Source organism: Paenibacillus sp. J22P169, assembly GCF_059691995.1.
This window is the reverse complement of record NZ_JCAUAO010000004.1, coordinates 164,997-191,438: the sequence shown is the minus strand read 5'-3', so window position 1 is coordinate 191,438 and position 26,442 is coordinate 164,997. Positions and strand designations below refer to the sequence as shown.

General features: G+C 46.1%; 26 protein-coding genes. 4 read left to right on the top strand and 22 right to left on the bottom strand.

The annotated features are described in order from the left end of the window. Window positions 1-180: 180 nt before the first annotated feature. From AC58QG_RS21055 to AC58QG_RS21010, 10 genes are all read right to left on the bottom strand, one after another. Complete coding sequence (locus AC58QG_RS21055) at window positions 181-1,269, bottom strand: nitric oxide synthase oxygenase (RefSeq protein ID WP_497364088.1); 1,089 nt, start codon at window positions 1,267-1,269, stop codon at window positions 181-183. 14 nt (window positions 1,270-1,283) lie between these two features. Next, on the bottom strand, window positions 1,284-1,613 hold the full coding sequence (locus tag AC58QG_RS21050; RefSeq protein WP_497364087.1) for a hypothetical protein: 330 nt from the start codon (window positions 1,611-1,613) through the stop codon (window positions 1,284-1,286). Between the two features lie 33 nt (window positions 1,614-1,646). Continuing rightward, window positions 1,647-2,345, bottom strand: a complete 699-nt coding sequence (locus tag AC58QG_RS21045) for a pirin family protein (protein ID WP_497364086.1) — start codon at window positions 2,343-2,345, stop codon at window positions 1,647-1,649. A 35-nt stretch (window positions 2,346-2,380) separates the two neighbouring features. After that, window positions 2,381-2,506 carry a hypothetical protein gene (locus AC58QG_RS21040; protein ID WP_497364085.1) on the bottom strand — a complete coding sequence of 42 codons (126 nt, stop codon included), beginning with the start codon at window positions 2,504-2,506 and terminating at the stop codon, window positions 2,381-2,383. 3 nt (window positions 2,507-2,509) lie between these two features. Then, a complete protein-coding gene (gene abc-f / locus AC58QG_RS21035; protein ID WP_497364084.1) occupies window positions 2,510-4,453 on the bottom strand; it encodes a ribosomal protection-like ABC-F family protein in 1,944 nt (647 codons plus the stop codon). A gap of 109 nt (window positions 4,454-4,562) precedes the next feature. Beyond that, window positions 4,563-4,706 carry an RAxF-45 family protein gene (locus AC58QG_RS21030; RefSeq protein ID WP_497364083.1) on the bottom strand — a complete coding sequence of 48 codons (144 nt, stop codon included), beginning with the start codon at window positions 4,704-4,706 and terminating at the stop codon, window positions 4,563-4,565. Between the two features lie 55 nt (window positions 4,707-4,761). Continuing rightward, window positions 4,762-5,721: a glycoside hydrolase family 43 protein gene (locus AC58QG_RS21025; protein WP_497364082.1), complete on the bottom strand. Its 960-nt coding sequence runs from the start codon at window positions 5,719-5,721 to the stop codon at window positions 4,762-4,764. Window positions 5,722-5,813: 92 nt separating this feature from the next. Then, window positions 5,814-6,662 (bottom strand): carbohydrate ABC transporter permease, encoded by an 849-nt coding sequence (locus AC58QG_RS21020; RefSeq protein ID WP_497364081.1) that lies wholly within the window; start codon window positions 6,660-6,662, stop codon window positions 5,814-5,816. A 2-nt stretch (window positions 6,663-6,664) separates the two neighbouring features. Further along, a complete protein-coding gene (locus AC58QG_RS21015) occupies window positions 6,665-7,549 on the bottom strand; it encodes a carbohydrate ABC transporter permease (protein WP_497364080.1) in 885 nt (294 codons plus the stop codon). A 99-nt stretch (window positions 7,550-7,648) separates the two neighbouring features. Then, window positions 7,649-8,941 (bottom strand): ABC transporter substrate-binding protein, encoded by a 1,293-nt coding sequence (locus AC58QG_RS21010; protein WP_497364079.1) that lies wholly within the window; start codon window positions 8,939-8,941, stop codon window positions 7,649-7,651. 325 nt (window positions 8,942-9,266) lie between these two features. Here AC58QG_RS21010 and AC58QG_RS21005 point away from each other — a divergent pair, with 325 nt between their 5' ends. Then, the gene (locus AC58QG_RS21005) at window positions 9,267-10,334 is read left to right on the top strand and encodes a GntR family transcriptional regulator (RefSeq protein WP_497364078.1); all 1,068 of its coding nucleotides are present in this window, start codon (window positions 9,267-9,269) and stop codon (window positions 10,332-10,334) included. A 145-nt stretch (window positions 10,335-10,479) separates the two neighbouring features. On the opposite strand, the gene AC58QG_RS21000 is transcribed toward AC58QG_RS21005, so the two are convergent. The 9 genes from AC58QG_RS21000 to AC58QG_RS20960 form a co-directional block, all read right to left on the bottom strand. Further along, entirely contained in the window at window positions 10,480-11,241 is a 762-nt protein-coding gene (locus tag AC58QG_RS21000) for a sulfite exporter TauE/SafE family protein (RefSeq protein WP_497364077.1), read from the bottom strand. Window positions 11,242-11,374: 133 nt separating this feature from the next. Then, window positions 11,375-12,244: an aminoglycoside phosphotransferase family protein gene (locus tag AC58QG_RS20995; protein WP_497364076.1), complete on the bottom strand. Its 870-nt coding sequence runs from the start codon at window positions 12,242-12,244 to the stop codon at window positions 11,375-11,377. Then, window positions 12,229-12,789, bottom strand: a complete 561-nt coding sequence (locus AC58QG_RS20990; RefSeq protein ID WP_497364075.1) for a nucleoside/nucleotide kinase family protein — start codon at window positions 12,787-12,789, stop codon at window positions 12,229-12,231. The genes AC58QG_RS20995 and AC58QG_RS20990 overlap by 16 nt, the downstream gene beginning before the upstream one ends. Window positions 12,790-12,906: 117 nt before the next feature. Further along, window positions 12,907-13,461 carry an NADPH-dependent FMN reductase gene (locus AC58QG_RS20985; RefSeq protein WP_497364362.1) on the bottom strand — a complete coding sequence of 185 codons (555 nt, stop codon included), beginning with the start codon at window positions 13,459-13,461 and terminating at the stop codon, window positions 12,907-12,909. Between the two features lie 169 nt (window positions 13,462-13,630). Further along, window positions 13,631-14,743, bottom strand: coding sequence for a Ger(x)C family spore germination protein (locus tag AC58QG_RS20980; RefSeq protein WP_497364074.1), 1,113 nt, complete (start codon window positions 14,741-14,743; stop codon window positions 13,631-13,633). Then, the gene (locus AC58QG_RS20975; RefSeq protein ID WP_497364073.1) at window positions 14,740-15,810 is read right to left on the bottom strand and encodes a GerAB/ArcD/ProY family transporter; all 1,071 of its coding nucleotides are present in this window, start codon (window positions 15,808-15,810) and stop codon (window positions 14,740-14,742) included. The genes AC58QG_RS20980 and AC58QG_RS20975 overlap by 4 nt, the downstream gene beginning before the upstream one ends. Next, complete coding sequence (locus tag AC58QG_RS20970; protein ID WP_497364072.1) at window positions 15,807-17,234, bottom strand: spore germination protein; 1,428 nt, start codon at window positions 17,232-17,234, stop codon at window positions 15,807-15,809. Before AC58QG_RS20970 ends, AC58QG_RS20975 begins: the two co-directional genes overlap by 4 nt. A 144-nt stretch (window positions 17,235-17,378) precedes the next feature. After that, window positions 17,379-18,149: a DeoR/GlpR family DNA-binding transcription regulator gene (locus AC58QG_RS20965; protein WP_497364071.1), complete on the bottom strand. Its 771-nt coding sequence runs from the start codon at window positions 18,147-18,149 to the stop codon at window positions 17,379-17,381. A 10-nt stretch (window positions 18,150-18,159) separates the two neighbouring features. Further along, window positions 18,160-18,294, bottom strand: coding sequence for a hypothetical protein (locus AC58QG_RS20960; protein ID WP_497364070.1), 135 nt, complete (start codon window positions 18,292-18,294; stop codon window positions 18,160-18,162). A gap of 103 nt (window positions 18,295-18,397) precedes the next feature. Between AC58QG_RS20960 and AC58QG_RS20955 the strand changes: the two genes are divergently transcribed. Together AC58QG_RS20955 and AC58QG_RS20950 are read left to right on the top strand one after the other, a co-directional pair. Then, on the top strand, window positions 18,398-19,351 hold the full coding sequence (locus tag AC58QG_RS20955; protein ID WP_497364069.1) for a metallophosphoesterase family protein: 954 nt from the start codon (window positions 18,398-18,400) through the stop codon (window positions 19,349-19,351). Window positions 19,352-19,420: 69 nt separating this feature from the next. Continuing rightward, window positions 19,421-20,281: an EamA family transporter gene (locus AC58QG_RS20950; RefSeq protein ID WP_497364068.1), complete on the top strand. Its 861-nt coding sequence runs from the start codon at window positions 19,421-19,423 to the stop codon at window positions 20,279-20,281. A gap of 688 nt (window positions 20,282-20,969) precedes the next feature. Here the strand turns inward: AC58QG_RS20950 and AC58QG_RS20945 are convergent. Next, window positions 20,970-22,748: a glycoside hydrolase family 35 protein gene (locus tag AC58QG_RS20945; protein ID WP_497364067.1), complete on the bottom strand. Its 1,779-nt coding sequence runs from the start codon at window positions 22,746-22,748 to the stop codon at window positions 20,970-20,972. Window positions 22,749-22,921: 173 nt separating this feature from the next. Here AC58QG_RS20945 and AC58QG_RS20940 point away from each other — a divergent pair, with 173 nt between their 5' ends. Continuing rightward, window positions 22,922-23,833, top strand: a complete 912-nt coding sequence (locus AC58QG_RS20940; RefSeq protein ID WP_497364066.1) for an AraC family transcriptional regulator — start codon at window positions 22,922-22,924, stop codon at window positions 23,831-23,833. Between the two features lie 87 nt (window positions 23,834-23,920). On the opposite strand, the gene AC58QG_RS20935 is transcribed toward AC58QG_RS20940, so the two are convergent. Together AC58QG_RS20935 and AC58QG_RS20930 are read right to left on the bottom strand one after the other, a co-directional pair. Further along, window positions 23,921-25,468 carry a type 2 periplasmic-binding domain-containing protein gene (locus AC58QG_RS20935; protein WP_497364065.1) on the bottom strand — a complete coding sequence of 516 codons (1,548 nt, stop codon included), beginning with the start codon at window positions 25,466-25,468 and terminating at the stop codon, window positions 23,921-23,923. 95 nt (window positions 25,469-25,563) lie between these two features. Continuing rightward, on the bottom strand, window positions 25,564-26,442 hold the full coding sequence (locus AC58QG_RS20930; protein ID WP_497364064.1) for a carbohydrate ABC transporter permease: 879 nt from the start codon (window positions 26,440-26,442) through the stop codon (window positions 25,564-25,566).

Sequence of the window (26,442 nt, the reverse complement as noted above, 5' to 3'; positions counted from 1 at the left end):
CGTGCAGGACAAGGGCTTTTGGAGGTGAGTAAGTCGATTTTTTCGACTCACTCGTGCAGACAAGGACTTTCGGAGGTGAGTAAGTCGATTATTCCCTCTTTTTCCCTAAACAACAAAAAAAGCCTACCCCACCTTCACACCAAATGTGAAGGTTGAGTCGACTTCAAGTACTAACCGTATCTAGCGTTTTCTACTGTGGTAGAAAAAATTAGGCAGCTTGATCTCATTCGAGTAATGCTGATGGAAAATGTGCGTCGTTGCCGGAGACATCGGCGGAATCAGCCATGTCCAATCACCCGTCACGTCACGTCCGCTCTTCTCTTCGTTGTCCTCGAAGCGTTTGAATTGCTTCGCTGCCGTGTGGTGATCGACGATGGCGACACCCTGCTGCGCGAAGGAATGCAGCACCGCCACATTCAGCTCGACCAGCGCTTTGTCTCGCCATAAGGATGACTCGCGCCGCGTATCGAGCCCCATGATCGATGCTACCCGCGGCAGCATGTTGTACCTGGCCTCGTCGGCAAAGTTCCGTGCGCCGATCTCGGTTCCCATGTACCAACCGTTAAAAGGAGCCGCGGGATAGATCACGCCGCCTATTTCGAGGTACATGTTGGAAACCATCGGCACTGCGTACCATTGCAGGTTCAGTTCCTCGAAGGTTGGCAGCTCTGGATGCGTGATAGCCACCTCCATAACCAACGTTTTCGGAATCTCGAATAGCTTTGGCGCTCGCTCGCCTACCTGAATCAAAAGCGGCAGCACATCGAAATGTGTGCCTGCCCCTTGCCAGCCGAGTGCCTGACATTGCTTCGTGAAGGCTAGTGAAACAGGATCGCCCACGATGCCATGGTCGGTTTCATAGCCAGCGTAACGAATCAGCTGCTCATTCTTGATCTGAACAATAGGCCCCCCTTTACGCGAAGGTGGGAAAACCGTGATCACGGGGCGGATTTTGCCGCCATTCGTTGCTTCCTCAATATGCTTGAACAGCGCATCAGCCGCTGCTTCTTCGGTTTCGACATGACGAGCATCGTGTACGCGAAGCGACTCCCAGAACAAGCGCCCAATGCAGCGGTTGCTGTTGCGCCAAGCCATTTTCGCACCATGCGTCAGCTCTTCAACTGTATGCTCATATGCCCCTTTATACTGAATCGCTTGCGCGATCTCTGTAATACGCGTGTTGATTTGAGCCTGACTTTTGCCCAATTCGGTATAGCATTCTTGTATAAAGGGGATCGCTTTCTCTAGTTGCTGGTCCTGAACTTTCATCGGTATAGCTCCAATCACTTCACACTAAATTGATCGGGAATATAGCTGATATGGGAAGTTGCGACGATCGTTAGCTCGCCTTTGTCCTCCGTAAACTGAACAGCATCATCACCGACATAGAACCATAATTTCCGTGTAGGCTCATTCTCAAACTCTTGGAAAACAAATACGTTCAATTCATCTTTCCATTTCAAAAGCTCCGCAATCCGCTCTGGCTGATCAATCTGAACACGGAACAACCATTGTTCGCCTTGCTGCTCCCAAGTATAGGGCACGGGGTGCTTACCTGTATCAATAAATGCACGTCCGCCAACCGCATGCTTCACTAGAAAAGTTTCCTTCATCGCTGCAACCTCCTCTATCTCTCCGTTATCGCCTTAAGGCAGATCAATAAGCATGAAATGTGTATCTTCCAGCGCGCGAATCGTCAGTTTGGACTCATTTTGCATACGCGCGCTATCCTTCGCTTCCAGTACCGCATCATTGGCGGAGCATTTTCCGCTCACGAGCATAAGAAAAATACGACGATTCTCGCCTTGCTCGAATTGCAGCTCCTTACCCGCATCCAGCTTGCTCAGGTAAATGCTCATGTCTTGATAGATTTTCGCGATGTGAGGACCGCCCTCAGGTGTTACGACTGGTAAGAGGTTGTTCACCATCTTTTCCGGCTCATACGTCACATTTTCAAAAGAGGGCTCCATTCCACGTTTTGCTGGCATAAACCATAGCTGAAAAAGACTCATCGGCTCCGTTTCCGACGCATTGTACTCGGCATGAATAACGCCGCTGCCTGCGGACATCCGCTGTACACCATTGGAAGCCGTTATGGCTACATGTCCAAGGCTGTCTTCATGCTTAATCGCTCCGCTGAGCACGATACTGACAATCTCCATATCGCTATGGGGATGTGGGCCAAAGCCCCGTCCTGCTGCGATATCATCGTCATTACATACACGCATCACACCAAAGCTAACATTCTCTTCATCAAAATAATCACCGAATGAGAAGCTTTTGTGGCTCTTGAGCCACCCCATATCGGTTGAATTACGCGTGTTGGCCGGGAAAACTTGGATCACAGCAATCGCCTCCTTCTATAAGTACTTCTAGCTTATCATACTCGGGGTACGGACTCCATGTCGGAACAATGGCGGAACGATGGCGAAACGATTAACAAGGTTAGACTGGCCCATTTCGCCTCTGTAAGCGTGTCTTTCATCGTTACAGCGGCTGATCGCACACGCTACTCCTCCAACAACATCCACTGCTCATACAGCGCATCCAACTGGCCCTGCACGACTTCCCGCTTCTCCCAAAGCTCCGCGAGCTCCCCCGGTGTCAGTCCCGCACTTTCCTGCTGCAGCTGAAGATCCAAGTTCGCCAACTCCTCTTCTACGCTCGCAATCCGCTTCTCCAAAGCAGCCTTCCCCGGCGAAGTCGATAGTTTGCCCCTTTTAACTCCCGATTCCTCAGGTTGTTTCACTTTCTCTTTCTCTTTCACTTTCTCTTTATCAGCGACTCGGCGCTCCACACCCCTAAGCTCTTCCTTAGCACGAAGCTCTCCGCTCTTCTCTTTATACGCATCAAAATCACCTAAAAACACGGTGATCTTCCCTTGATCCAACTCCCATATTTTACGTGCGAGCCGATTCATAAAATACCGATCATGCGTCACCGCCAGCACCGTGCCTGGGAATTCCTCCAGTGCATCCTCCAGCGCTTCGCGCGACGCGATGTCCATATGATTCGTCGGCTCATCCAGAATGAGCAGGTTCGGCTTGCGCAGTACAAGAAGGGCTAATCGCAATCGCGTCCACTCGCCGCCAGACAAGGAGCTTACCGATTTGAACACATCTGCGCCATAAAATAGGTAAGCCGCGAGTCGCCCCCGCGCCTCCCCTTCTTCTAGCTTGGCTTCCTCGCAAAAATACACCAATACCGACTTCTTATCATCTGCGGGATACGCTTGCTGGGCTAGATAGCCGATATCGACGCGAGCCCCCAACTCGAGTTCCCCGCTATCCGGCTGTACTTCTCCTAGCAGCATCTTCAGCAGCGTCGTTTTCCCTGAGCCGTTATGTCCGACGAGCATTACCTTCTCGCCGTATTCGAGCAAACCGCTCGCCCGTCCCAGCAGCGTCTTCTCGCCATAACGCTTCGTGACATTCTCGAAGCGCAACACCCTGCGACCGGAGCGATCCTCCGGCTTCAAATCAAAATCAGCCGCCTTCGGATCCAGCACGGGACGCTTGAGCTTTTCCATCCGATCCAGCGCTTTCTGCATGGAAAATGCCCTGCGGAAAAACTTCTCATTCCCGCCTATACGCCCCCATTCGATCAGCTGCTTGATCGTCTCTTTCATCTTTTTGATCACCTTCTGCTGCTCTTGGTACTCTGCGAACTGCTGAAGCAATCGCACCTCCTTCTCCTTCACATAACCCGAGTAGGAGCAATGGTACGTTGTCGCTTCACCATCTTCCAATTCCACAATTTTCGTGACAACGAGGTCCAGAAAATAACGATCATGAGAGACGATGATACAAGCTCCCTCATAATGCTTGAGGTACTCCTCCAGCCACTCCACACCTGCCAAATCCAGATGATTCGTCGGCTCATCCAGCAGCAATAAGTCTGGTTTACCGATGAGCTGGGAAGCTAAGGTGATCTTCGTCTTCTCTCCCCCCGATAAGGAGGCAAAGCTCCGTTCATAAAACCCCTTCGCAATACGAAGCCCGTTCGCTACCTGATCGATGCGCGCATCTAGCTCGTAGCCGCCTTCTCGTTCGAATCGCTCTTGGAGTCCAGCATATCGCTTCAACAACTGATCCATCTGCTTCTCGTCGTTCATCACCGCCGGGCTCGACATTTCCCCTTCGAGCTGACGCATTGTTGCGCGGCACGCAAGCAGCTCTTGAAAGCTCGCAGCCAGTACATCATACACAGTGAAGCTTTCCCAAGCACTTGGGATTTGGGCCAAATACCCGATCCCTGTATCCTTTCGCACCGTTAATTGCCCTTCATCGGGCTTCTCCATCTTGGCAATAAGGCGCAGCAGCGTTGATTTCCCACTGCCATTGCGACCCACAAGCCCAACACGTTCCCCTTGATGAATTTCAAACGTAACATCCTCCAGCACCAGCTGGGCACCGTGGTATTTTTTTATATTTTGACCGTTAATAATTAACATAATGAAGGATCCTCCTTGGTATGAAGACCGCCCCCGCCTTGATCTTGGCTAACACAAAAAGGCCGCAGGAAAAAATTCCCACGACCTTTCGGATGGTATCCGTAGAGGGTTAAGGTAGGCGTCTTTTCGTGAGTTGTACAACCGTATGCGCATAAGTGGACAGACCTCTCGCGTCTTTGACTTCTGCATGAACGATGCCAGCCATCGCAATGGGTAACTGGCTCACACGGTTGTTTACGAACTCTCGATTCATCCTACCTTCACCTCCTTCAAATTACACTCTGCTAAAATAGTACCATAACCATCGGTCAATTCGCAATGGATCCCGCAAAATCTGGGCTGCCATCAGCGTTATATTTCAGTACACGTACAAACGTGTGCCTGTTCGGATCATACAGCGGATCGCCAACAATTTCTTTATAATTTCTAGCATGGAAAACGAGCATGTCTTGGGTCCCGTCCTCCGAGACCGTGAAGCTATTATGACCAGGTCCAAAAAGACCGATGCTTTCGTTCGTTGTAAGCACAGGGCTTGTTGTTTTCACCCATGACCCCGGATCCAATAAGTCCGCATCCTCTTGAGCCGTCAATAACCCCATGCAGTAATTGAAGTCTGTAGCGCTTGCCGAGAAGCTGATAAAGATTCGACCGTTTCTAATCAAAACAGCCGCTCCTTCATTCACCTTAAACCCGATGATTTCCCAAGCAAACTCTGGCGTCGCAATCATGACTTGCTTACCGCTCAGTGTCCACGGGTTGCTCATGGCTGAAATATATAGATTCGAGTTGCCTACGATTGTGGGGTCCTTCTGTGCCCAAACGAGATAACGCGTACCGTTATGCTCGAATGACGTCGCATCTAAGGCAAAGCTTTCCCACGCCGTTCGCAGCTGTCCTTCCACCTGCCAGCTACCTTCGAGTGGGTTAGCCGCATCTGTCGTTAGCACATACATCCGATGATCGAATAGACCTTCGTTGGTTTCGGTCGTTCTAGCTGCTGCGAAATAGATGTACCAGCTGCCTGCGACGAAATGGATCTCAGGTGCCCAAATATTCGCGCTTAAGGGACCTTCCGTTGGCTTACGCCACACGATTGCTGCCTTTGCTTCCTTCAAGCCCTCAATCGTAAGTGAGCGTCTAAGCTCAATACGATCGTATTCTGGCACGGAAGCCGTGAAATAATAATATCCGTCTGTATGTTTATATACCCACGGATCAGCACGCTGCTCCAAGAGTGGTTTGATATAGCTAGTCTCCAAATTCTCCATGGTTACTCTCCTTTAGTTTCATCCGTCAAAGTGCCCCAGATGTTAATGTCATACTCCTTCATTCCTGTAATTACTACACGTTTCCCTTGCCGCTACCCTTTCACTCCGCCAACCGTGAGACCTGATACAAAGAAGCGTTGGAAGAAAATAAATACAATTAGAATGGGTACGATCGCCAACACAGAGCCAGCAATGAGAATGTCGTAGTTATTTCCATAAGGCGTTATCAGACTCGCTAGTCCGATTGGCAGTGTCAGCTTCTCTCCTGTTTTGAGCACAATTAACGGCCATACAAAGCTATTCCAGCTCGCCAACGCTTGCAAGATCGCCATGGCTCCGAAAGCAGGCGTCATTAATGGCACCATGATTTTGAAAAAGATACCATACTCCGAACAGCCGTCGATGCGCCCTGCATCCAGAAAATCCTTGGGCAGTCCTTCGGCATATTGCCGAAAGAAGAAAATCGGCAGCGGTGCGACAACGAATGGGAGAATCACGCCGCTATAGGTATCAATCAAATGAAACGAAATCATCTGCTTATACAACGGAAGCATAATAATCTCTACCGGCACCATCATGACCAACAGTACGAAGACAAAGATAATATTTCTCCCTGCGAAACGGTACATCGCAAGTCCATAGCCAACCATCGAGGACAGCAAGAGACAGAGAACCGTATAAACGAGGGAGATCAGAACGCTGTTCTTATACCAGAGCAAATATTTCTTCGCTGATGCTGAAAATAGGAACGTATAGTTATGCATGGACAGCAGTTCTGGTTGCAGCTTCACATTCAGTCCGTATCGAAGCATCTCCTTCGAGGGCTTGAGCGAAGCCAAAGCAAGACTATAGAACGGGAAGAGCGCGAGGCCTGCTAAGACTAGAAAAAGCATCAAAAGCAGGAAGGAAGGAAAAAGCCTTTTCCGTTGTTGGGTAAGCATGCTTAATCCTCCTTCCTGAATAAGCCGAAAAATCTCAGCTGAATCACATTGATCACCATCGTGATCGCAAGCAGAGTAATCCCAATTGCTGAACCAAAGCCTAAATTATTTCTCTCGATCCCTTCGCGATAAAGAAGACCTATCATTGTTAGACCAATATCATTCGGTGAACGGTTGCCATTCCAAAGAATGTAGCTTTCTGTAAACATCGAATAACCGCCGTAAATGGAAATGGTGATCACATAAATCGCAACCGGCTTCAACAAAGGCAGGGTAATACGCCAGAACCGTTGCCAAGCATTCGCACCATCAATCTCAGCTGATTCGTATAGTTCATGTGGAATACTTTGCAGCGCAGATAGGAAGTAGATGATATTAACACCCGTAAAGCGCCATGTCGCCAATATAACCATAACCAACATCCCTGTGGCCGAATTCGCCAACCAGTTAATCGTCGGCATTCCTAAGAGATGGCGGAATGCATTCATAACGGAATCATCCAAGCTTCCGAATACTAGCCTGAAGATGGTTCCAGCAACAACAACAGAGGTGAGAGATGGAATAAACAAGGCAGAACGGAAGAATGCGCTTGCCTTTGTTAGCTTCGAATTTAAGAAAACAGCAAGAATTAGAGGAAGTGGAATGAGTACAAGCAGTGTCCAGAACGTATACCGACTGCTATTTTTGAGCGCAGCAAAGAAAGTCTCACTCCATAAATTTTTATAATTAGCGAGACCAATATAATGTGTCTGCCCTGGCAATACTTCTTGAAAGCTCATGTTAATGGTTGTAATTACCGGATAAGCAAAGAAAATCAGAAACGATAAGATAAAAGGCAAAACGAACACGTATGGGGCTATCCGCGAAGAATACAGAAATTTATTCATACTGTTCGATCATCACTCCTTTCTTGAAGCACTGAAAGCTTAACCCGAGGGACATTCACCCCTCGGGTACAGCCTGCAGCGGAACGCTTGGCGTTCGGCTTATTTAATATTTTTAACCGCGTCAGACAACACTTGTTTAGGATCCTTCATGTCATTAAGTGCTTGGAACATCGCTTTCGTCTTGATATAATCCGACACAGCCGGTGTTCTTTCTTTGACATTCGTTGGCGCGATTTCACCCTTCACACTAATTAATACATCCCATAAATTTTTCCCAAAATAGGAAGTGAATTTATTGTCAGCTTTAAGTGCTGGATCGGACCAAACGTCAGAACGGATTGGATCAAAGCCAAGCTGGGACCAAATTTGGATATTGCCTTCTTTGGAAAGCTTTGCATAGGAAAGGAATTTCTTCGCCATGTCTTGATTTTTGGATTGCTTTGTAATGACAGTACCTGTTCCCCCCATACCGGAAGAACGCATTTCACCTTGTTTAAATACCGGCATAGGTTTAATGATAATTTTGCCTTTCAAATCCGGCATGTAATCCGTGAAACGCCCCATGTACCACATTGGCATCCAGACGGAAGCTGCGCCACCTTTGTTCATAAAGCCATAATACTCTTCAGCATGGTGGAAGCCTCCAGGAGCAGCCACGGCTACTTTTTCTTTAACAAGCTTCTGTAAGTAGGTGAGTACATCTGCATTTGCTTGATCCCCTAGTGTTACATTCCCGCTTTTATCCAAGAAGTCCGAACCATGCTGCACAACCATTGGCCAGTAGGACCACTGATCCGTCGTTTCTACGGTCGCCATTGGCTTGCCCGTTTTCTCAAGAACCTGTTTGCCTGCCTTTTCGTAATCATCCCAAGTCTTAATATCGTCGGCATTTACGCCTGCTTTATCTAGAATTTCTTTATTGTAGTAAATCACTTGTGCACCGACATGATAATCGATCCCGTAATATTTGCCGTCCTTCGCATAATTGTCCAAACGGGACATGACGAGATTCCCTTTTTCCGGCTCTACGATATCATTCAAAGCCGCCAATTGTACGTCGCCTTTTAGGTAGTTGCCGATTTTACTGATCTCGATATCAGCCATATCCGGTGCGCCTGTTCCAGATTGAAGGGCGACCAACAGTTTATTGTGATTATCATCATAAGGGAACGTTGTTGCTTCAATTTGAACTTGCTGATCAGGATGAGCTTTATTCCAAGAAGTTGCTATGCTTTCGAAAAATTTCTGATGCAGCTCGTTAAAGGTCCAGAAGCTTAATTTAACTGGTGTAGCGCTATTGGATGCGCTTTCAGTTTTAGTACTCGAGCAAGCGGTCAGTAATACCATGGATGCTAGTAAGATGGCCGATGACATTTGAAGTTTCTTCTTCATGTAAGGTATCCCCCTATGGAATATTTTTGAAAGCGTTTTAATAATTGAATTATATGACAAGTGAATTTATAATAATATAATCAATTGGTACTAAAATCATAATTATTATATTTTATATTTATCACCAACCTTTCTCACCGTCCGTTTTTGTTTTGGAAGCGCTTCATAACTTATAATAACTCACTTATCCGTACACTTATATAATTAATTGGTTATAAATTACGATAAATATATAATAATTATATTTATTATACTAAGTATATTCCTTTTTTCGTCATTTCTCGTTACAATACAGATATCAAATACATGAATCAGGTGATGCCAATTGCATAAAGTCCCTCTCTATAAACAAATTTATCAATCTATCAAAGACAAAATCCAATCAGGTGAGCTTCGTCCCAAAGATCGTGTACCCTCAGAACAAGAGTTCATGGATGAATATAAGGTTAGTAAAATCACAGTCAAAAATGCTTTAGCTGCACTAGTCGACGAAGGGTTCGTTAATCGCATTCAAGGGAAAGGGACTTTCGTTGCCTCCATCCCTTCATTGACTGTTAAGAACAACGCACCGACACCCGCACCAGCGTCCACTGGCTACATCGGACTTATCATCCCTACGATGAAAACCATGGTTATTCAAAAGCTTGTCGATTACATCGAGTTCTATATCAAGGCCGCAGGGTATCAACTCATCCTTCACATCACACGTGAGTCTTCCCTTGAAGAATCACGCTCTGTTCAGGAATTAACGAGTGCCCCTGGGATGCGCGGGATCATTGTATTCCCGACAGAGGATGAAATATATAATGAATCCTTGCTGCGTCTATCGTTAGATAAATTCCCCTTCGTCTTCATCGACCGTTTTCTACGCAACATAGATACGTATCGTATTATTTCTGATAATTGGGGAGGCGCTTATGAGACCGTGTCCAGACTGTTGCAAGCTGGGCATCAACAAATCGCGCTCATATCACCAGCTAATACGAATACTACGATTGAGGATCGTACCCATGGCTTTGAGAAGGCCCTTATTGATGGTAATATAGCGATTGATAAAGGTTTGTGGTGTCATGTGCCTATCGATATTCTAAGAACCGGAGATACCTATGCTCATCTCGTTCATTTCCTGCATCAGCACCCGCAGATAACAGCCGTCTTTGCTTTAACTGCTGAGATGGCAAGGCTGACCTATCAGGCGCTGCATCAGGAAGAAGGCCTGAACGCGAGCATTCACCTGGTATCCTTCGATGATCCTGGAATCCCTAATCTCCCTCATATTTTGCAGGATGAGGAGCGCATGGCGCGATCTGCCGTCGAGCTATTACTTGAGCAATTTAGCGGAAAGTACACGCCACAGCGGGTGGAGATTCCTGTGAAGTGGATTAATGGGTAGATGCGCGGGGCAGCAGCAGAAGTGCTTCCGATAATGCCTTAACTCTCTCCGTAGTCAGCAAAAAAACCCGCACAAAAGCTGCACTTTCGCAGTTTTTGTGCGGGTTCGAATGACCTTATAACGCCTATATGAGAAACCTGCTCTCCTACATCAATCCCCAAATCTGCTTACCCACCAACAGGACACATACTGTGATAAAAAGCGGTCGTACATACGTCGATCCCTTGCGAATCGCCATCCGTGAGCCGAGAAATGCGCCGCACACCATGGCTAATCCCATCGGGATGCCGATCCAATAATTAATAGACCCCAGTGCCATGAATGTAATTAGACTGGCGATGTTACTGCCAAAATTAAGTATTTTGGAATTGCCTGCTGCTTTGACGAAGTCGAATCCGACCATCAGAAAAACGAAAATGAGGAATGATCCTGTTCCTGGGCCGAAGAAACCGTCATAGAAACCTAAGACGAACGCTGCGCAGCCCATTAGGAAAGCCGTTTTCGTCGTGTATTGATTGAAGGTGGAAATATCTCCCCAATTCTTGCGGAATATTGTATAAATCGTAATTAAAATCAACATCACCACGACCAGTGGTTTTAGAAAGTCGGAAGGAATCTGGCGCAGCACGAATACCCCGCATACCGCTCCAGCCAAGGATAGCACGAATAATCCTCGTACCGCTTTTAGATCAACATTCCCTGTCCGCATAAATGAAATCGTACTTGTCAGCGAAGACATTGTGCCCGCTAATTTATTCGTACCTAACGCCAGCGCCGGCGGTAATCCTGTTGCAAGCAGCACAGGAACCGAAATAAGTCCGCCTCCCCCTACAACCGAATCTACATAGGCTGCCAAGAACCCGCCAACGATAACGAAGATCATCATTTCCCAACTCAAGTGCAACATGGTGTAAGTTAACTCCTCTTGTGTATTAATAAGGTTGGCTTGTCCAACAACACCTATTCTCGCATGTTGTATCCGTTCAAGCAAGAATTTACCTATGGTGAAATTAATGGCAATTCACTTTAACCTCATTAGTTTAGGAAATCTCTAATGCTAGCTTTTTGAGAGACCGATTTTTTTGGATTATTTTTTCAACTTTCGCGATCGTTCGAGGGCCTTTAGGTGTGCCACCATTCCGATTGAGTAATACCCATCTGAGGCAAGCCAACGCTTCGAAAACCTCTAAATCTTCCTGTGTCATCTCATTTTCCAATACATACGCGATGCGAAATACATTGGCATATCGGTCCGAGAGGTAGATCTTCATTAGAATCAGCGCCCATGCAAAATCGAATCGGGGATCCCCTAATTGCCCATTCGTCCAATCGATTACCGTGTAACGCTCATTTGTTTTTACAATGTTGGCTAAATGGAAATCACCATGAATAAATCGATTTTGTTTCATTTGAGCACGATTCACCAGTGGAAGTAATGCTTGATATATATCTGGATGTTCTTTGGCTTGATGGAAAAAGTAATCGATGAAATCATGGCGGGGAATCTGTATACTTTCTGCAAAATGGACATCCGTTTGATGAATGTTAGATAACATGTTCGCAAACGCAGTCATGTTCTGTTCATTTACTTTCGTAACCGGGGTTCCATCAAATGTTGTTAACAGTACACAATCGGCGTCCGCATTGGTTCCCCAGCCTATTGGCTTAGAGACCGATAACCCTAGCCCCGAAAGGGCATTTAATAAATGAAATTGAAAACGAACATTCGGTTTCGAACGCTTATTCCATATTTTTAGCACAAAACTCTCTGCGCCTGACTGTATCTTCATCACTTCTGCTTCAAAACCCTGATCCATCGGATGTATGGTCAACGTATCTTGCTGCTGTAGTACTTCATTCATCATTTCATTCTGATCTATCCAACTCACGCTAACTATCGGATTTCCCATGACTTTTCTTCCTTTCGTAGTTCCCCCACAATGCGATCAACGATGAGATCAGTTGGCAATTCGCCTTGAATGATGACATCAGAATTTGCTTTCACCGTCTTTTCCATTTCTAAATAGGCGGATCTTCCCCTGGCCAAATAGTTCTGTAAATCACTTTGCAGTTCATGCATCGTATGTTTTTGCTCGTTGCGTAAGATGCGTCTAGCCATGGCAATATCCAAAGGGGTATCGATATAGAAGGCCAAATCAATAAATTCACGCACGCTATCGTTCTTGTAGGCAAAAGGATAATCAAGGACAATATAATCGAGTGATTCGTCTCTTAGAAGAAGCTGAATATCTGCAATGAAAGGGGAAAGCACCCATGCATTGTAATCGGCCCCCTGCTCAACCCACTCACAAATATCTGGGCAATTCTCAAAATCGTAATCATCGAAATAGAGTGCCTGAGCATTTTTTAAAGTGCGAATCAATTGATTGATTGTCGTTGTCTTGCCTCCACCAGAAACAGCAGCAACGGATACTACGCGAGGCTTCTTATCCACGAATGTCACACTCCATTAGGAATAATTATCCATATTAGCTTACCATACTACTTCGGTTGAGGCCTACAAATAAAATAACCCCGCAGGTTCAACCTGCGGGGCTAAATCTATTTCATATTATCTTATCGTTTTTAACGCGCCGCTCCATGCATTCACTTGATCGAGCATCGCATTCACGTTGTCTTTGTGAAGATCAGCTGGTTTGAAGACGGAGAAGTTTTCGAAATCTGTAAATAAGGAGAAAGTCGGATGCACACGAACGTCTGCTACCAATAGCTCACCTAGAATACCGCGCAGATGTTCAGCCGCACGAGCACCGCCTGTTGAGCCATAGCTCACGATACCAGCAGCTTTGTTATTCCAAGCCTCACGTGCCGAGTCAAGTGCATTTTTCAAAGCTCCTGTAATGCTGTGGTTGTATTCTTGAACAATAAATACAAAGCCGTCCAAGCTGTCAAGCTTCGCATTCCACGTTGCAAGACCAGGTTCTTCCCCTGTACCTTCACCTAAGAAAGGCAATTTATACTCTGCAATATCCACGATTTCGTACGCAGCATCTCCGCGTCCGTCAGCAATTTGCTTAATGTATTCTCCTACTTGCGGGCTAACGCGTCCTTGACGGGTACTGCCAAGAATAATACCTATCTTTAGCTTCTGTTTCTCGTTTGTCATCATTCTTACCTCCTAATATAAAGTAAACAACTTAAAGTAAACAACTTACTAAATGTTACTTTGTTAGTATAACGATTAAACCTGTTAACTGGAAGTAGGCACTTTTAAGATACTCGGTATACTTTAAGAAACCTACTTAGCAAATTCGAATGCACTTACTTGCTATTCACTAATTAATAATCCCATGTGAAACTATCTCTACTTTCATTGAAACTTGAAAGTTCACCTTCGGATACTCGGTCTCCCAGTCCATCTGCTTCCATTGGTCTGGATAGAAAGCGATAATGTCCCGTCCTATGCCCAATGCGTCTGAATGTGCTCGCTGCATCAGCTTGCAAATATCATTTGCTTCATCCGTGAGTATCTCGGAGAATCGCTTATTCAATTGCTCCAGTTGCTGCTTCTCGGATAGATTATATTTGGCAATTTCAATGACAGAGCCTTTCATTCTCACGTCTATACGCACCCGAACTCGGCCCTCAGCATCAATCCACACATGCTTATATCGCTTTAAATTGCTCATATTTAATGATAAATAATCAGAGGGATCATTTGGTTCAGATTCCTCCTTGATATTCCGTGTGATCACACAGAGGTTGGCTTTTTTCCCGTACATTAAAATGCTAAGCGTGGATTGCTCTGGCGTTAACGAATACCCCGTATATTTACGATCATGCAACAAAGCTAAACCATCCACAACAGCTTTATCTGACTCTTTCCTAAGCATTGGAATGACGGGATCGCGCCCTACATCGTGCAACATAGGATAAAGGGCATGTAAAGTTAAGGAGGGAATGACCGTTTCGTACCTGGCACTCATAATTATTTTCCGTAAGTATTCCCCAGAGGTAGCGGAGCCTATACGATCCAGGCGAATCAAGTCGCCTGCATTTCCACGAACGATGGCTACTTTGGCCAGCATCGGATCGTTGGCATTTCGAAATGTAGAGTCCAGAATATCTGCTAAATCTTTTTTGGCCAGCTTCTCTCCGATCAGCATGACTTGATTTTTGGAGGTACCTATGGGACCTGCGATTTGTAATCCAATTTTTTTATATAAGGATTCTTGTAGTGTTGGTCCTGATGCCGATAATACCTCATGCACGGGTGCTGTTCTTTCCTTCCCGCCTGGGGATTGAATGGTTACGGTGGTGACAATATCATTTTTATCATTCGCATCAATGGACGTTGCGTAGATCAATTGCAGGTTCTTGAGCTCATTATGATAGTTGCATCCAGAGAGTAACAGAGCCATCAGACACCCAAGTACAAGGCTCCTCATGCTGGTAATTGCCCCCTTTTTCCCATTAACCATGCCAACACTAAGAGCACAATCGGAATCCCGAGAGTGACGAACCCTTCAATCTTCGTGATTTGCGATAATAATTGGACTCTAGCCTCTGATCTCCAAAACATGCTAGATAAACAGACAATAGGCACTATATAATAAACAGCTTTCCTATGCTGCTTACCATGGAACAGATAGCCCAACCCCTTCGTAGCACAATAAATGTAACTGATCAGTGTAGCGGTCACTTTCACCAGCCAGATCGAAAGAAACAGCAGATCCAGTCGTTCCAAAAATGGCAGTGAAATGCCGTTCAAATAATACGGTACCGGCTGAGGAATGTGATTAAGTGACTCGGGACTAAAATTCAGAAAGCAGACAAGGACAACGATCAAAAAAAATAAGGTTGCCAATCCATTTGCCCATAGAATAGGAGCTACCAAGCTCTTTCCATTCAATTGGATATCGGAATTCACTACTAAAAATACTTCAAAACCTAGAAAAGAGAGCACAGAGCTTTTGACCCCCATCATAATTCCGTGTAAACCTTCATGCCCAATAGGCAATAGATAGCGGTAATCCATCGTACGAAAACTCGTCAGCATAATCGCTAACATAATAATGATTAATAAACTAATCATCGCATGGTAACGAGCAATGATCCGGATATTCTCTTTAGCTAAATAGAGGCAAACCAAACAATTCGCAACGATGATAAGCCAAGGATTCGAAAAAGGTAATATCCACAGCTCGACAAATGTCATCTCCAGCAATAGAATCAGACAGGTTGTAAAGGTAAAATGCAAAATAACAATCGCTGTGATCGTATTTCCGAGCCATTTGCCAACGATGAGAGGTACGAATTCATACAGGCTTTGTCCGGGAAATCTTTTGCACAGTAGGACGTAACCAAGTAAGACAAGCTGCACGCACCCTCCAGCCAAAAGTAACGATATCCATCCATCCGCACCGGCAGCTTTATGCAAATCATAGGGGAATGACAATACTGCGATACCGATCTGTGTTTGCAAAATGAAGGCAAATAATTGTACCCGTGTCATGATACCCTCCTATCTGAAGCTTTCCTGCCGAAGATCCGTCTTGGCAGCTGGACTAGCGTGATCAGGATACGTTTGGGTTTAAACGGCATGAACGGATAAAAGTAGGGCACGCCGAACGTTTCAAGCTTACTTAAATGCATAAATAACAAGCTGAAGCTAAAGGCAATCCCCACAAAACCTAGAAGTGAGGATGCGACCATCATCGGGAATGAGATGAGCCGAATGGTAAGGCGCATTTCATGAGAAGGCACGCTGAACATAGCAACGGCTGTTAGGGAAATGACAACAATCATTGTCGTGGAAACTAAATTCGCATTGACGACTTCACTTCCAAGAACTAGTCCTCCCACAATGGACAGTGTTGATGCAATCGATTTCGGCAATCGGATCGCGGCTTCTCTGAGAATCTCCAGCACGGTAATCATGAATAAGGCTTCCATGAGCGGATTGAATGGTATATTTTCCAACGAAGCTTTCAAGGAAAACACCAAATCAATCGGCAATATATCAAAGTGATTCGAAACAATAGATATGTATACAGATGGCAGGGCGATGCCGAGCATGGCGCTGATGAGCCGAAGAATCCTAACAAAAGTCCCGTTCCACCACCTGACATTAAAGTCGTCTGCGGCCTGAAAAAACATAAAGAACGTCACAGGCAAAATAGTTGCGAACGAGCTGCCGTCTATCAATAATGCTACTCGGCCTTCCATTAAATGCGACACCGTACTGTCAGGTCTTTCCGTAAATAGCATTTGGGGAAATAGCGATAAATGACTGCTTTCCAAACGATCTGTGATTTGGCCCGGGGATTTAATGAAGGTAGCCTGATTTGTAAGAAGATTGGCAATAATTTCATCGACTACATTCATATCAGCAACATCACACATATAGAGGAGTTTTACGCTCGTTGGGTTTTCCGAGCCTAGTGTGAAGTGCCTCTCAACCAAGTTCGCATTCTTTAATCGTTGGTGGATTAATTGCGCGTTAACGGAAACGTCATCCACAAAACCGACATGCGATCCACGAACCGTTTGTTCGTTTTGTGGTTCTCCCATACTGTGCACAGCTCTTACACTGGCATCGACTAATACAATATCCATCCGGTGTTCCAGCAAAATAGCACATTTCCCCTGAAGCATCCCTGCCGCGGCTGACTTCAAATCAGTGACAAGCTCAATATCTAAAATAGGAAGTGTATCTTCAAGACGGCCATCCGCCGATTGTAGTAAGGGTTTGAGAATGTCCGATTGCAGTTTATCTGTATCTGTAATTGTAGTCAGATAAAGGAGGCTTCCCTTTAGGCCTTGCATTGTAAAGGCCCTGGAGCGCACATCATCGGAAGAATGAAAGCACTGGTAAAGATTACGAATATTCGTCTCGATCTCTTCCGAGATATGAAATGAATCCTGTTCAATTCCCACACCTTTCCCTCCCGCTCTGCTACATTTCCGTTAGTATTTACCAGTCGGTCAAGATTATCCAAGTACATGCCTGCAGACGACAAAAACGCCTCCTCATCACGAAGGAAGCGTAACCTATCTTATCCTCTTGTATCGCTACATAGCCTACTCGCTAATGCGCACTTCAATGCTAAGTGCCTCAAACGTATCCACCCATTCTTTCGGGCAGCCCGAATCTGTAATCAGCATAGAGATTTCCTCAAGCTTAGCAACTCTTGCGAAAGTAGAAAGTCCGAATTTGCTGTGGTCTGCAACCAGAATTGTTTCTTCAGCACGCTGCATCATTTTCCGCGAAATAACAGCTTCGGCCAAATGAAAGTCAGTAATGCCATCGTGCAAGGAGATGCCGCCAGCCGAAATAATGGCTTTGTTCACTTTGAACTGATCCAGCAATTGATCTGCAAGAGACCCCGTTACGGCTCTACACTCCTGACTTACCTCCCCGCCCGCAAAAATAATTCTTCCCCGGAACGTTTCCATCGCCAGATTGAGGATCGGGATCGAGTTAGTAATGAGCGTAACATTCGTCTTGTCTTTCAGAAACGGGACAATTTCGATCGTCGTTGTGCCATTATCCAGCATAATCGTTTCCCCATCTTGAACGAGTGAGGCTGCCAGCATACCTATCGCGGCTTTCTCTGGCCTCATCATTTGCACGCGATTCAAAAATGGAGGCTCAACCAGTTCCATGCGCATTTTGACAGCGCCCCCGTAAACCTTACGCAGCTTACCTTCCTTCTCCAAACGATCCAAATCCCGCCGAACGGTTTCCGTCGATACTGCAAGCAATTCCGCAAGGTGATGGACCTGAACTTTCCCTTCCAGCTCCAAATGATTCAGAATCGTCATCCTGCGATCTTCATAGGTTAATGACATTCCAGACCTCCTAATCGTTTAACGTCTTCCACATTTGACCGATCACATCATATTGATGTGGATTTTTGTTGTTTTTACCATTGTATTTGGAGGCGCCAGACCTGTCAACTAAATGGTTGTCTAGGATAATCTTGAAATTACTCATTGACAGTCCGTTCTCTCACGGGCTACAATTGTCAACAAACAACATCTTTTTATTATAAAACCACATAATTACAACTAATAGAATGAAACTGGAGGACTTATTCATGCCGCACCCCCTCGTCTTTCGAGAAGACCACACGTTTACAATCGCGCAGTTCACGGATTTGCATTGCAAAGATGGCGGTGTCCTAGATCAGCAAACGCACCGTCTAATGGCAGATATTCTCGATACTGAACGTCCTGACCTCGTCGTTTTTACGGGAGATGTCATTTATACGGGGTATGTCACCCCAGGGGAGCCTGTATGTGAACATCCGCTGCAAGCTTTTCAAGAGGCTGTTCAAGCGACCGAAGCTCGCGGTATTCCTTGGGCTGTTGTGTTCGGCAATCATGATACAGAATCTATGATCACACGAGATGAACTCATGGATTCGGTTCTCGCGTATCCTCACACGGTAGCTAGGCGCGGGCCAGAGGACATCAACGGGGTTGGCAACTATAGGCTGTCTATTCAAGACACCAACGGGGTAGTGAAAGCCAATCTTTACTTTTTTGACTCGGGCGCTTATTCTCCCGTTCCGCATATCAAAGGTTATGATTGGATCCGCAGTGATCAAATCGACTGGTATAAGAAAGAATCCGCCCAACATCGCGCAAGTACTGACGGTCAGATTTTACCTGCATTAGCCTTCTTCCATATCCCGCTTCCTGAATATAAACAAGTGTGGGACACGAAAACCTGCTACGGCAGGTTCTACGAGGACGCTGTCTGCAGCCCTCAGGTTAACTCAGGCTTATTCGCAGCTATGGTAGAGATGGGCGATGTCATCGGCACCTTTGTTGGGCATGACCATATCAACGATTATTGGGGTGAGCTCCACGGTATTCGCCTTTGTTATGGCAGAGCAACAGGCTACAACACCTATGGCAAAGAAGGCTTTCCTCGTGGCGCGAGGATGATTCGACTGCGCCAGGATGAGCGAAGCTTCGAGACTTGGCTGCGACTTGCTGATGGTACCGTCCTGAGCGAGCAACCCGTGCACCATCCGGGTGATTGATCTGAGCGAACACCTGAGCATCAACACCGAGACTTACCTAACCGGAACCAATGAGTTGGAGATGATGATTTGTTAATCGCAGCAACCTTACTTGTCTTAGCTTCTGGCCTAGCACATGCCATTTGGAGCTTGTTTACCAAAAGCAGCCGCAACAAAGGTGTTTTCCTATGGTCCATCATCATGGTGACCACCATTATTCTACTTCCTACCTTAATCCGAGAACTATGGCTTAATCCTTTATCCTTATCTGCTTACGGCCTTCTGCTGTTATCCGCTTGTTTACAGGCCATTTATGCCCTCTTGCTCACACGCACCTATACGATGGGGGATCTCTCTCAGATCTATCCGATTATGCGAGGCACCAACACCTTGCTCATTCCGATTGTCGCCGTCATCTTTTTGCGCGAATCGTTATCCCTCTATGGATGGTTAGGTCTAATTTGTATGATTATCGGCTTCCTTTCGCTTAGCGGTATCTTCACAGGCATACGAACCGGAAAGTTAGCTCATGGATCCGTTAAACCATTTCTTATGGCGTTAAGTGTGGGTGTCTGCACGACTTGCTACGTACTTGTCGATAAGCTTAATCTCGCTCACCTCTCAGCGGTCTCCTTATTAGAGGTGACTAATATCGGATTCGTCGCAGGACTCACTCCCCTCGTTATCGCTTCTAAACAGCTGCGCATGGAATGGAAATTGAACTTCAAGATCATTTTGCTTGGCGCCATCCTCAATCCCGCGTCGTACTTACTGTTCCTATTCGCGATGAAATACGCACCTGTTGCCCAGATCGCTCCGCTCCGCGAAATCGGGACTGTTTTTGCCACGATATTAGGGATTGTCGTGCTCAAGGAAAAACAAGGCACCTTACGGATCCTTTGCTCCATTCTCATCTTGATCGGTATTCTGATGATCAGCTTTTGGGGATAAAAAGAACCGCCTAGGCACTCATGCCCGGGCGGTTCTTTTTGTTTGAATGAGCATCGGGTCAGCCATTGGCTCTAGCGGCAGCTGCAAGGCCGTATTGGTGCCCCTGTAGCGGTGAAAAACGCGCTTACAGCGGCTCGATCGTGCTCCATGCTTCTTCCCCGTTTACTGCTTCACCAACAACTTCAAAGCCAGCACCGATATTCTCAATCATTTCACCGTCGCCTTGCGGATCCACGGCTCATCCTCCACAACCAAAACGCGGTACATGGCAATTCTCTCTCGGATGGTAGGTAACAGGTTACACTCATGCATGGATGATTGCTATGATGATACCACAGGCAAGGTGAATGTGATCATCATGCTGTTTAGCCCCTGTATAAAGTGCAAAAGTGCAACAATTTACTGGTAAATCAGGAGTTTTCTACTAAATGCTTGCAAAAGTGCAACTATTTCTACCCCTATGTTCCTTTTTACGACCCCTGTGCCCCAAAAGGTTGCCTTTTCGCACGTTTGGCCTCACGGTTATCCCTTTTCAAAGAAAAGGTTGTATTTTTGCATCTTTGCGCTTCAGGATCCTGTTAATAAGCTACCAATTTGCTCCCGCCATAATTCCTGTCGAGCATCCAAACAATCAAAAAGCACCTCCAGCCGCAATTGCAGCCGAAGGTACTTCGTTTCTTACAAGGCATTAACCCAAATCAGGCGTATCTGTCAGTTCAATGACAGCTCCATCTGTATGATGTAACTCCAAGACAACGATTTCATTGTGCCCTACTTTTAGTAGAGGAGCTGGCAAATACAACGTATTTTGGGGTCCTTTTTCCCAGAAGCGGCCGAGAATGAAACCATTGATCCACACAACACCTTTGGACCAACCTGCCAACTTAACGAATGTATCTCCTGCCTCTTCAATGGTAAATTCCCCGCGATACAAGGTCGGACGATCTGCCAAGTTTTCCACTGATCCAGCAACATTCTCCGCCCCTGCACGCCCGAACGGAACCGCAGCGATATTGTCTAGTGGGAGTGGATAAATGGTCCAATCAAAAAGGAACTGATTGTTCATTCGCACGCCTTCGGTGATCCCTTTGCAATCTCGGAGACGAGGACCATAATTGACGCGTCCCATGTTCTCTACGACGATGTCCAGCTTCGCACCACCAGCAGGAATGTCCAGCTGGAGTGGACGTGCATCCCAGCGTTCTACCGTACCTTGGTACACGCCATCTAAGAAAACTTGCGCACGATCGTGCACCTCTTGAATGTGTAGTTTTTCACCCACACGTGGCCCTGTTACTCTCGTCGAATAGACGATGAAGCCATAATCCTGCCCCAACTGCTCCATTGGCACGGGATAAGTACGCTCAAATGGTTTCGTCAGAAGAAACAGTGATTCCAACAGATCAGCTCTTTCAGTCAAAGCAATTTGCCCATAGCTTTTCTTCTGAATTGGCGCAGGAAGCGCAGGAAGATCTTCTTCCGTTTTCCCCAAATGGTTGGCAATCACCTTACGTATTGCCTTATATTTCTCCGTCACATCACCGCATTCGGACAATGGTGAATCATAATCGTAGCTAGTAATCGTCGCTTCATACTTCTCTTGGTAATTCGCTCCGTTATAGAACCCGAAGTTGGTTCCGCCGTGGAACATATAGAAATTCACCGAGGCACCCGCGCGTAACATCCGTTCGAACACATCTGCGACATCTCCAGCCTCCCGCGTGTGATGCGGCTTCAGCCAGTGATCGAACCACCCGTTCCAGTACTCCATGCAAAAAAGCGGCTCATCCTCGCGATACTGGCGGAATTTCTCGAAAGCTTCTTCCGGCTGAGAGCCGAAATTAACCGTAGCTAGCGTCCCGGGCACTGTTCCGCCTTGCAGCATGCCATCCTCTGGACCGTCAGATGTAAACAGCAATACATCCACTCCACGGCTGATTAAGCCGTCTCTTAAGTATGTTAAATACGCGGTATCATTTCCGTAGCTGCCATATTCATTCTCGATTTGCACCGCAAGAATTGGCCCGCCATTCGTACTCAGCAGCGGCTTCAAACGAGGAATCAACTCGTCATAATAACGATCCACTTTTTGCAAATACATGGCATCCATACAACGCAATTTCATTGTCGAATATTGAAGCAGCCACGCCGGTAATCCACCAAACTCCCACTCCGCACAAATGTAAGGACTAGGCCGCACGATCACATGTAGACCGAGATTGCCTGCAAGCTGTACGAACTTCTCCACGTCCGCGAGTCCGCTGAAGTTGAATTCGCCTTCTTTCGGTTCGTGCAAATTCCAAGGTAAATACGTCTCAACCGTATTAAAACCGCAAGCTTTCAACTTCAATAACCGGTCTTCCCAATAGGCGGGCACTACGCGGAAATAATGAATGGCTCCTGACAAAAGTTGGATGGGCTCCCCATCTAGTAGAAATTGCTTGTTTCCTGCTGTTAAAATAGCCACGATGATCCCTCCGAATTATCCGTATAAGTGGTCTTTCTTCTTCTCTCATCATCGCTGATTCAGGCCTCCCTTCTCAATCTCCAAATAGCGCATGTTCTATACCAAATGTGCCAAAGGATGCTATGATAGCATTAACGCAATCAACGATCGAACTCAAATGGGAGGCATGCTGTGTGGAGGATTTGTATAGGGATATTTACCGTTTTCCAAATATGATTCAAACGCTGCAGGTTGTCGGCTGTCACTTCGGGCTGCAGCCCCCAGGGTGGGCCTTTCCAAGGCATCATCATCATTTATTTGAGCTGCTCTACTGCTTAGAAGGTGAGACTACGCACGAAATCAATCGTGATTCCGTTCACATGTCCGCAGGCGACTGGCTTCTAATCAAATCCGGCGTCCGACATCAGTCTGCCAATCCATCAGCCGCTAACTATGGCTATTTCAATGTTCATTTCGATCTCGATGATCCCGAGATTCGCAGTCTACTAGCAGCAACCCCCTATCAGCTGATTCGGCAAAAGGAAGCCTCCACGAGCAAGCTTCGCTACTACGTTGGTGAACTAGAAGCCGTTGTGCAGCGCAATCGGCTGATAGAGCAAGGTGCTGGGCAGACGGAGCCGCCTCAGCTGTTGTTCGAAGATAAGTTGCTGCTGCAGTCTTACACACTGCTCATTATTCATGATGTGCTAGCGCTGCTGCGGAAGATGAGCAAGGCAGAGCATGCTAGTGCAACGAACCGCGATGCGTCGTTGTTCTCGACCGATGTCGCCCATGCGATCGAGGAGAAGCTATCCCTTGGCCTCGGCGAGGAAGCCTCCGTCGCAGGCATCGCCAAAGAGCTGAACATGAGCCGCAGCCAGTGCACCAAGTTGTTCTCGAAGGTGTACGGCTTATCACCGCGCCAGTATGTCAGCCAGCTGAAGCTGAAGCAGGCCAAAGAGTTGCTTGTTACGACACATATGTCCATGAGCGACATCGCCGATAAATTAGGATTTCAATCCCCCAGCCACTTCTCACGGCAATTTCGTCGCTGGACTGGTCAGTCGCCAAGCGAGTTTCGGCCGAAGCACCATTCGGTGCAATAGCCTAATAGAAGTCAGAAAGGCCAGTGAAAGAACGAGTTTCCGTTCCTTCCACTGGCCTTTCTTATCTGGTCTTTCATTTCTTCAGACTTATTTAGCTTTCTCTTTGTAGAAGTCATTCGTTTCTTTAATATGTTGTTGGAAGCTTGGGTCATCTTTAAACTGTTTCACCAGTTTGTCCCAATCCTCAAGCGTATTTTTGCCAACAATGACATTAACCATCATATCGTTCATTTTTTTATCCCAATCTGCACCCTTTTCCTTAAATGGTGTAGACTTCATCAAACCATAAGTTGGATCTGGAATGGAGGAGATCGCATCAATTAATTTTGCGTTTGCCTGGTAAATTTCGTTCGGCATACCCGGTACTTTGGCTCTAGTATACTTATCAAAGTACCCCGTTACCCATTGACCTGTCGTATCGCCGGAATATCCTTTTTTCTTACCTTCTTCGGTTTGTTCTATGCTTCCGTCAGGCTTGACTGTGTAGTCAACATCTTTGATGCCGTACGTTGCCAAATTATAGCCCTCAACAGAAGCTGTGTAATCGTAAACTTCTAGAATCTTCTTCAATTTCGCCTCATCAACCGATTTCTTGTTGATTAGGAATTGTCCATAATAACCACTTGCTTGCTCATAATAGAACTTTCCATCTGGCGCTTTTGGTATTTCAACAGCAATGAGGTTTGCTTGCGGATTTACTTTCTGCAACTCCACATTATATTTGTAAGCATCATAAACGTTCGCGAACGCTACGCCTGCTTTATTCTGAACGAGCATATCTTTAATTTGTGCTGCCTTCAATACAGGGAAATCCGGAAGAATACCACCTGCTTTATATGATTTATTCCAGAAAGCTAGCGCATCTTTGAATTGTGGTGTATACCAATACGGGATCAGACTGCCATTTTCATCCTTCCACTTCGTGCCCGTGCCGAACATGGATAGTATCGCGCTCGAAGGCCCATTTGCCCCTGGAAGGACAGCACCATAGGTATCTGCTTTACCATTGCCGTCTGGATCTTTCTGTGCAAAGGCTTCGAGAACTTTCGCCAACTCATCCATTGTTTTCGGCTGCTGTAAGCCTAGCTTATCCAACCAATCTTTACGGATCAGCATGGACTCGTGGCCGTCCAACGGTCTTACACGTGGAAGGGAATACAATTTACCTTTCAGAGAAGCATTCTTGTATACGTTTTCTGGATACTTCGCTAGGTTAGGATAATTTTTAATGTATGGACTTAGATCCCAGAAAGCACCTTGATCAACCGCATTGAGGAAAGCAGGTGTATAGTTAAAATCTTCTAAGAAAAGCACGTCTGGTAAATCTCGTGAAGCGAGCAGCGCATTTAGTTTCTCTGTAATTTGGGCTGCAGGAATCCAACTTAACTTCAGATTGACATTTAGCTGCTCATTTAGCTTTTTTACAGCTTCCAACTCACCTGTAGGTGCAGCAGCGAAGGCGAGCGTTGTAATGGAAATATCAGTTGGTTTAGCTGCAGGTTTAGCTGATGCTGCCGTTGTACTCGCTGCCGAACTTGCTTGCCCAGCTTCATTCGCTTTACCACAAGCCGCTAAAGAAGCGACTAGACCCGTTGCTGTTAAGAGTACTGCCAATTTTTTGACCATCGGTTTCATGTAAAGACCTCCCGTTTATATGCTTATTATACAATCCGTACTATCAGCCTGCATTTCCAATACTTCCCGGCATCACACCTCTCCTTGCCTACCTACTAACCCTTCACCGAACCAACCATCATACCCTTAACAAAATATTTCTGTAAGAAAGGATACACCATGACAATCGGTAAGGAGGAAATCACAACGGCAGCCATCTTGATAACCTGTGGTGGCACGGTCCGTTCACTTTCCAGCATAGCAGCCACTGAAGGATCAGCCATTTGCGATGCGGAAATGAGCAGCATTTGAAGGAGTACCTGCAATGGGCGCAAGCTATCACTATTGATGTAAAGTACGCCACTAAAGTACGTGTTCCAATACGCTACAGCGTAGAATAACCCGAAAGCGGCAAGCGCCGAAACGGAGATCGGCAGCATAATCCGGAAAAACACGCCGATATCCGAACAACCATCCATTTTGGCTGCTTCCTCTAGCTCATCCGGGATCTCCTGATAAAAGTTTTTCATCAAGAAGACATACCATGCACTGGTCAGCGCTGGCAAAATGAGCGCCCAGATTGTGTCCATTAAACCAAGACTATCCACGAGCAAGTAATTCGGAATCATGCCAGGATTGAACAACATTGTCATTAGTATCGCAACAAGAAAGAACTTCTTCCCTTTCAATCGTTTGCGAGATAGCACATAGGCTAGCGCACTTGTAACAATTAAGCTTAGAAGGGTACCGAATACTGCTAGGATTCCGCTTATCCCCATGGCATGAACGAAAGCGTTCGTCGAGAAGATGTACTCGTAGGCAGATAAACTCCATTTTTCAGGAATGAGGACTAATGACTTCGTCAAATACTCGGTAGGATCTGTAAATGAAATGATCACAACATAAATGAAGGGCAGTAACGTTACAAGTCCAATTATCGTTAATACCGTGTAGTTTAGGACATTAAATACCTTAGAACCTATACGATTTTCCAT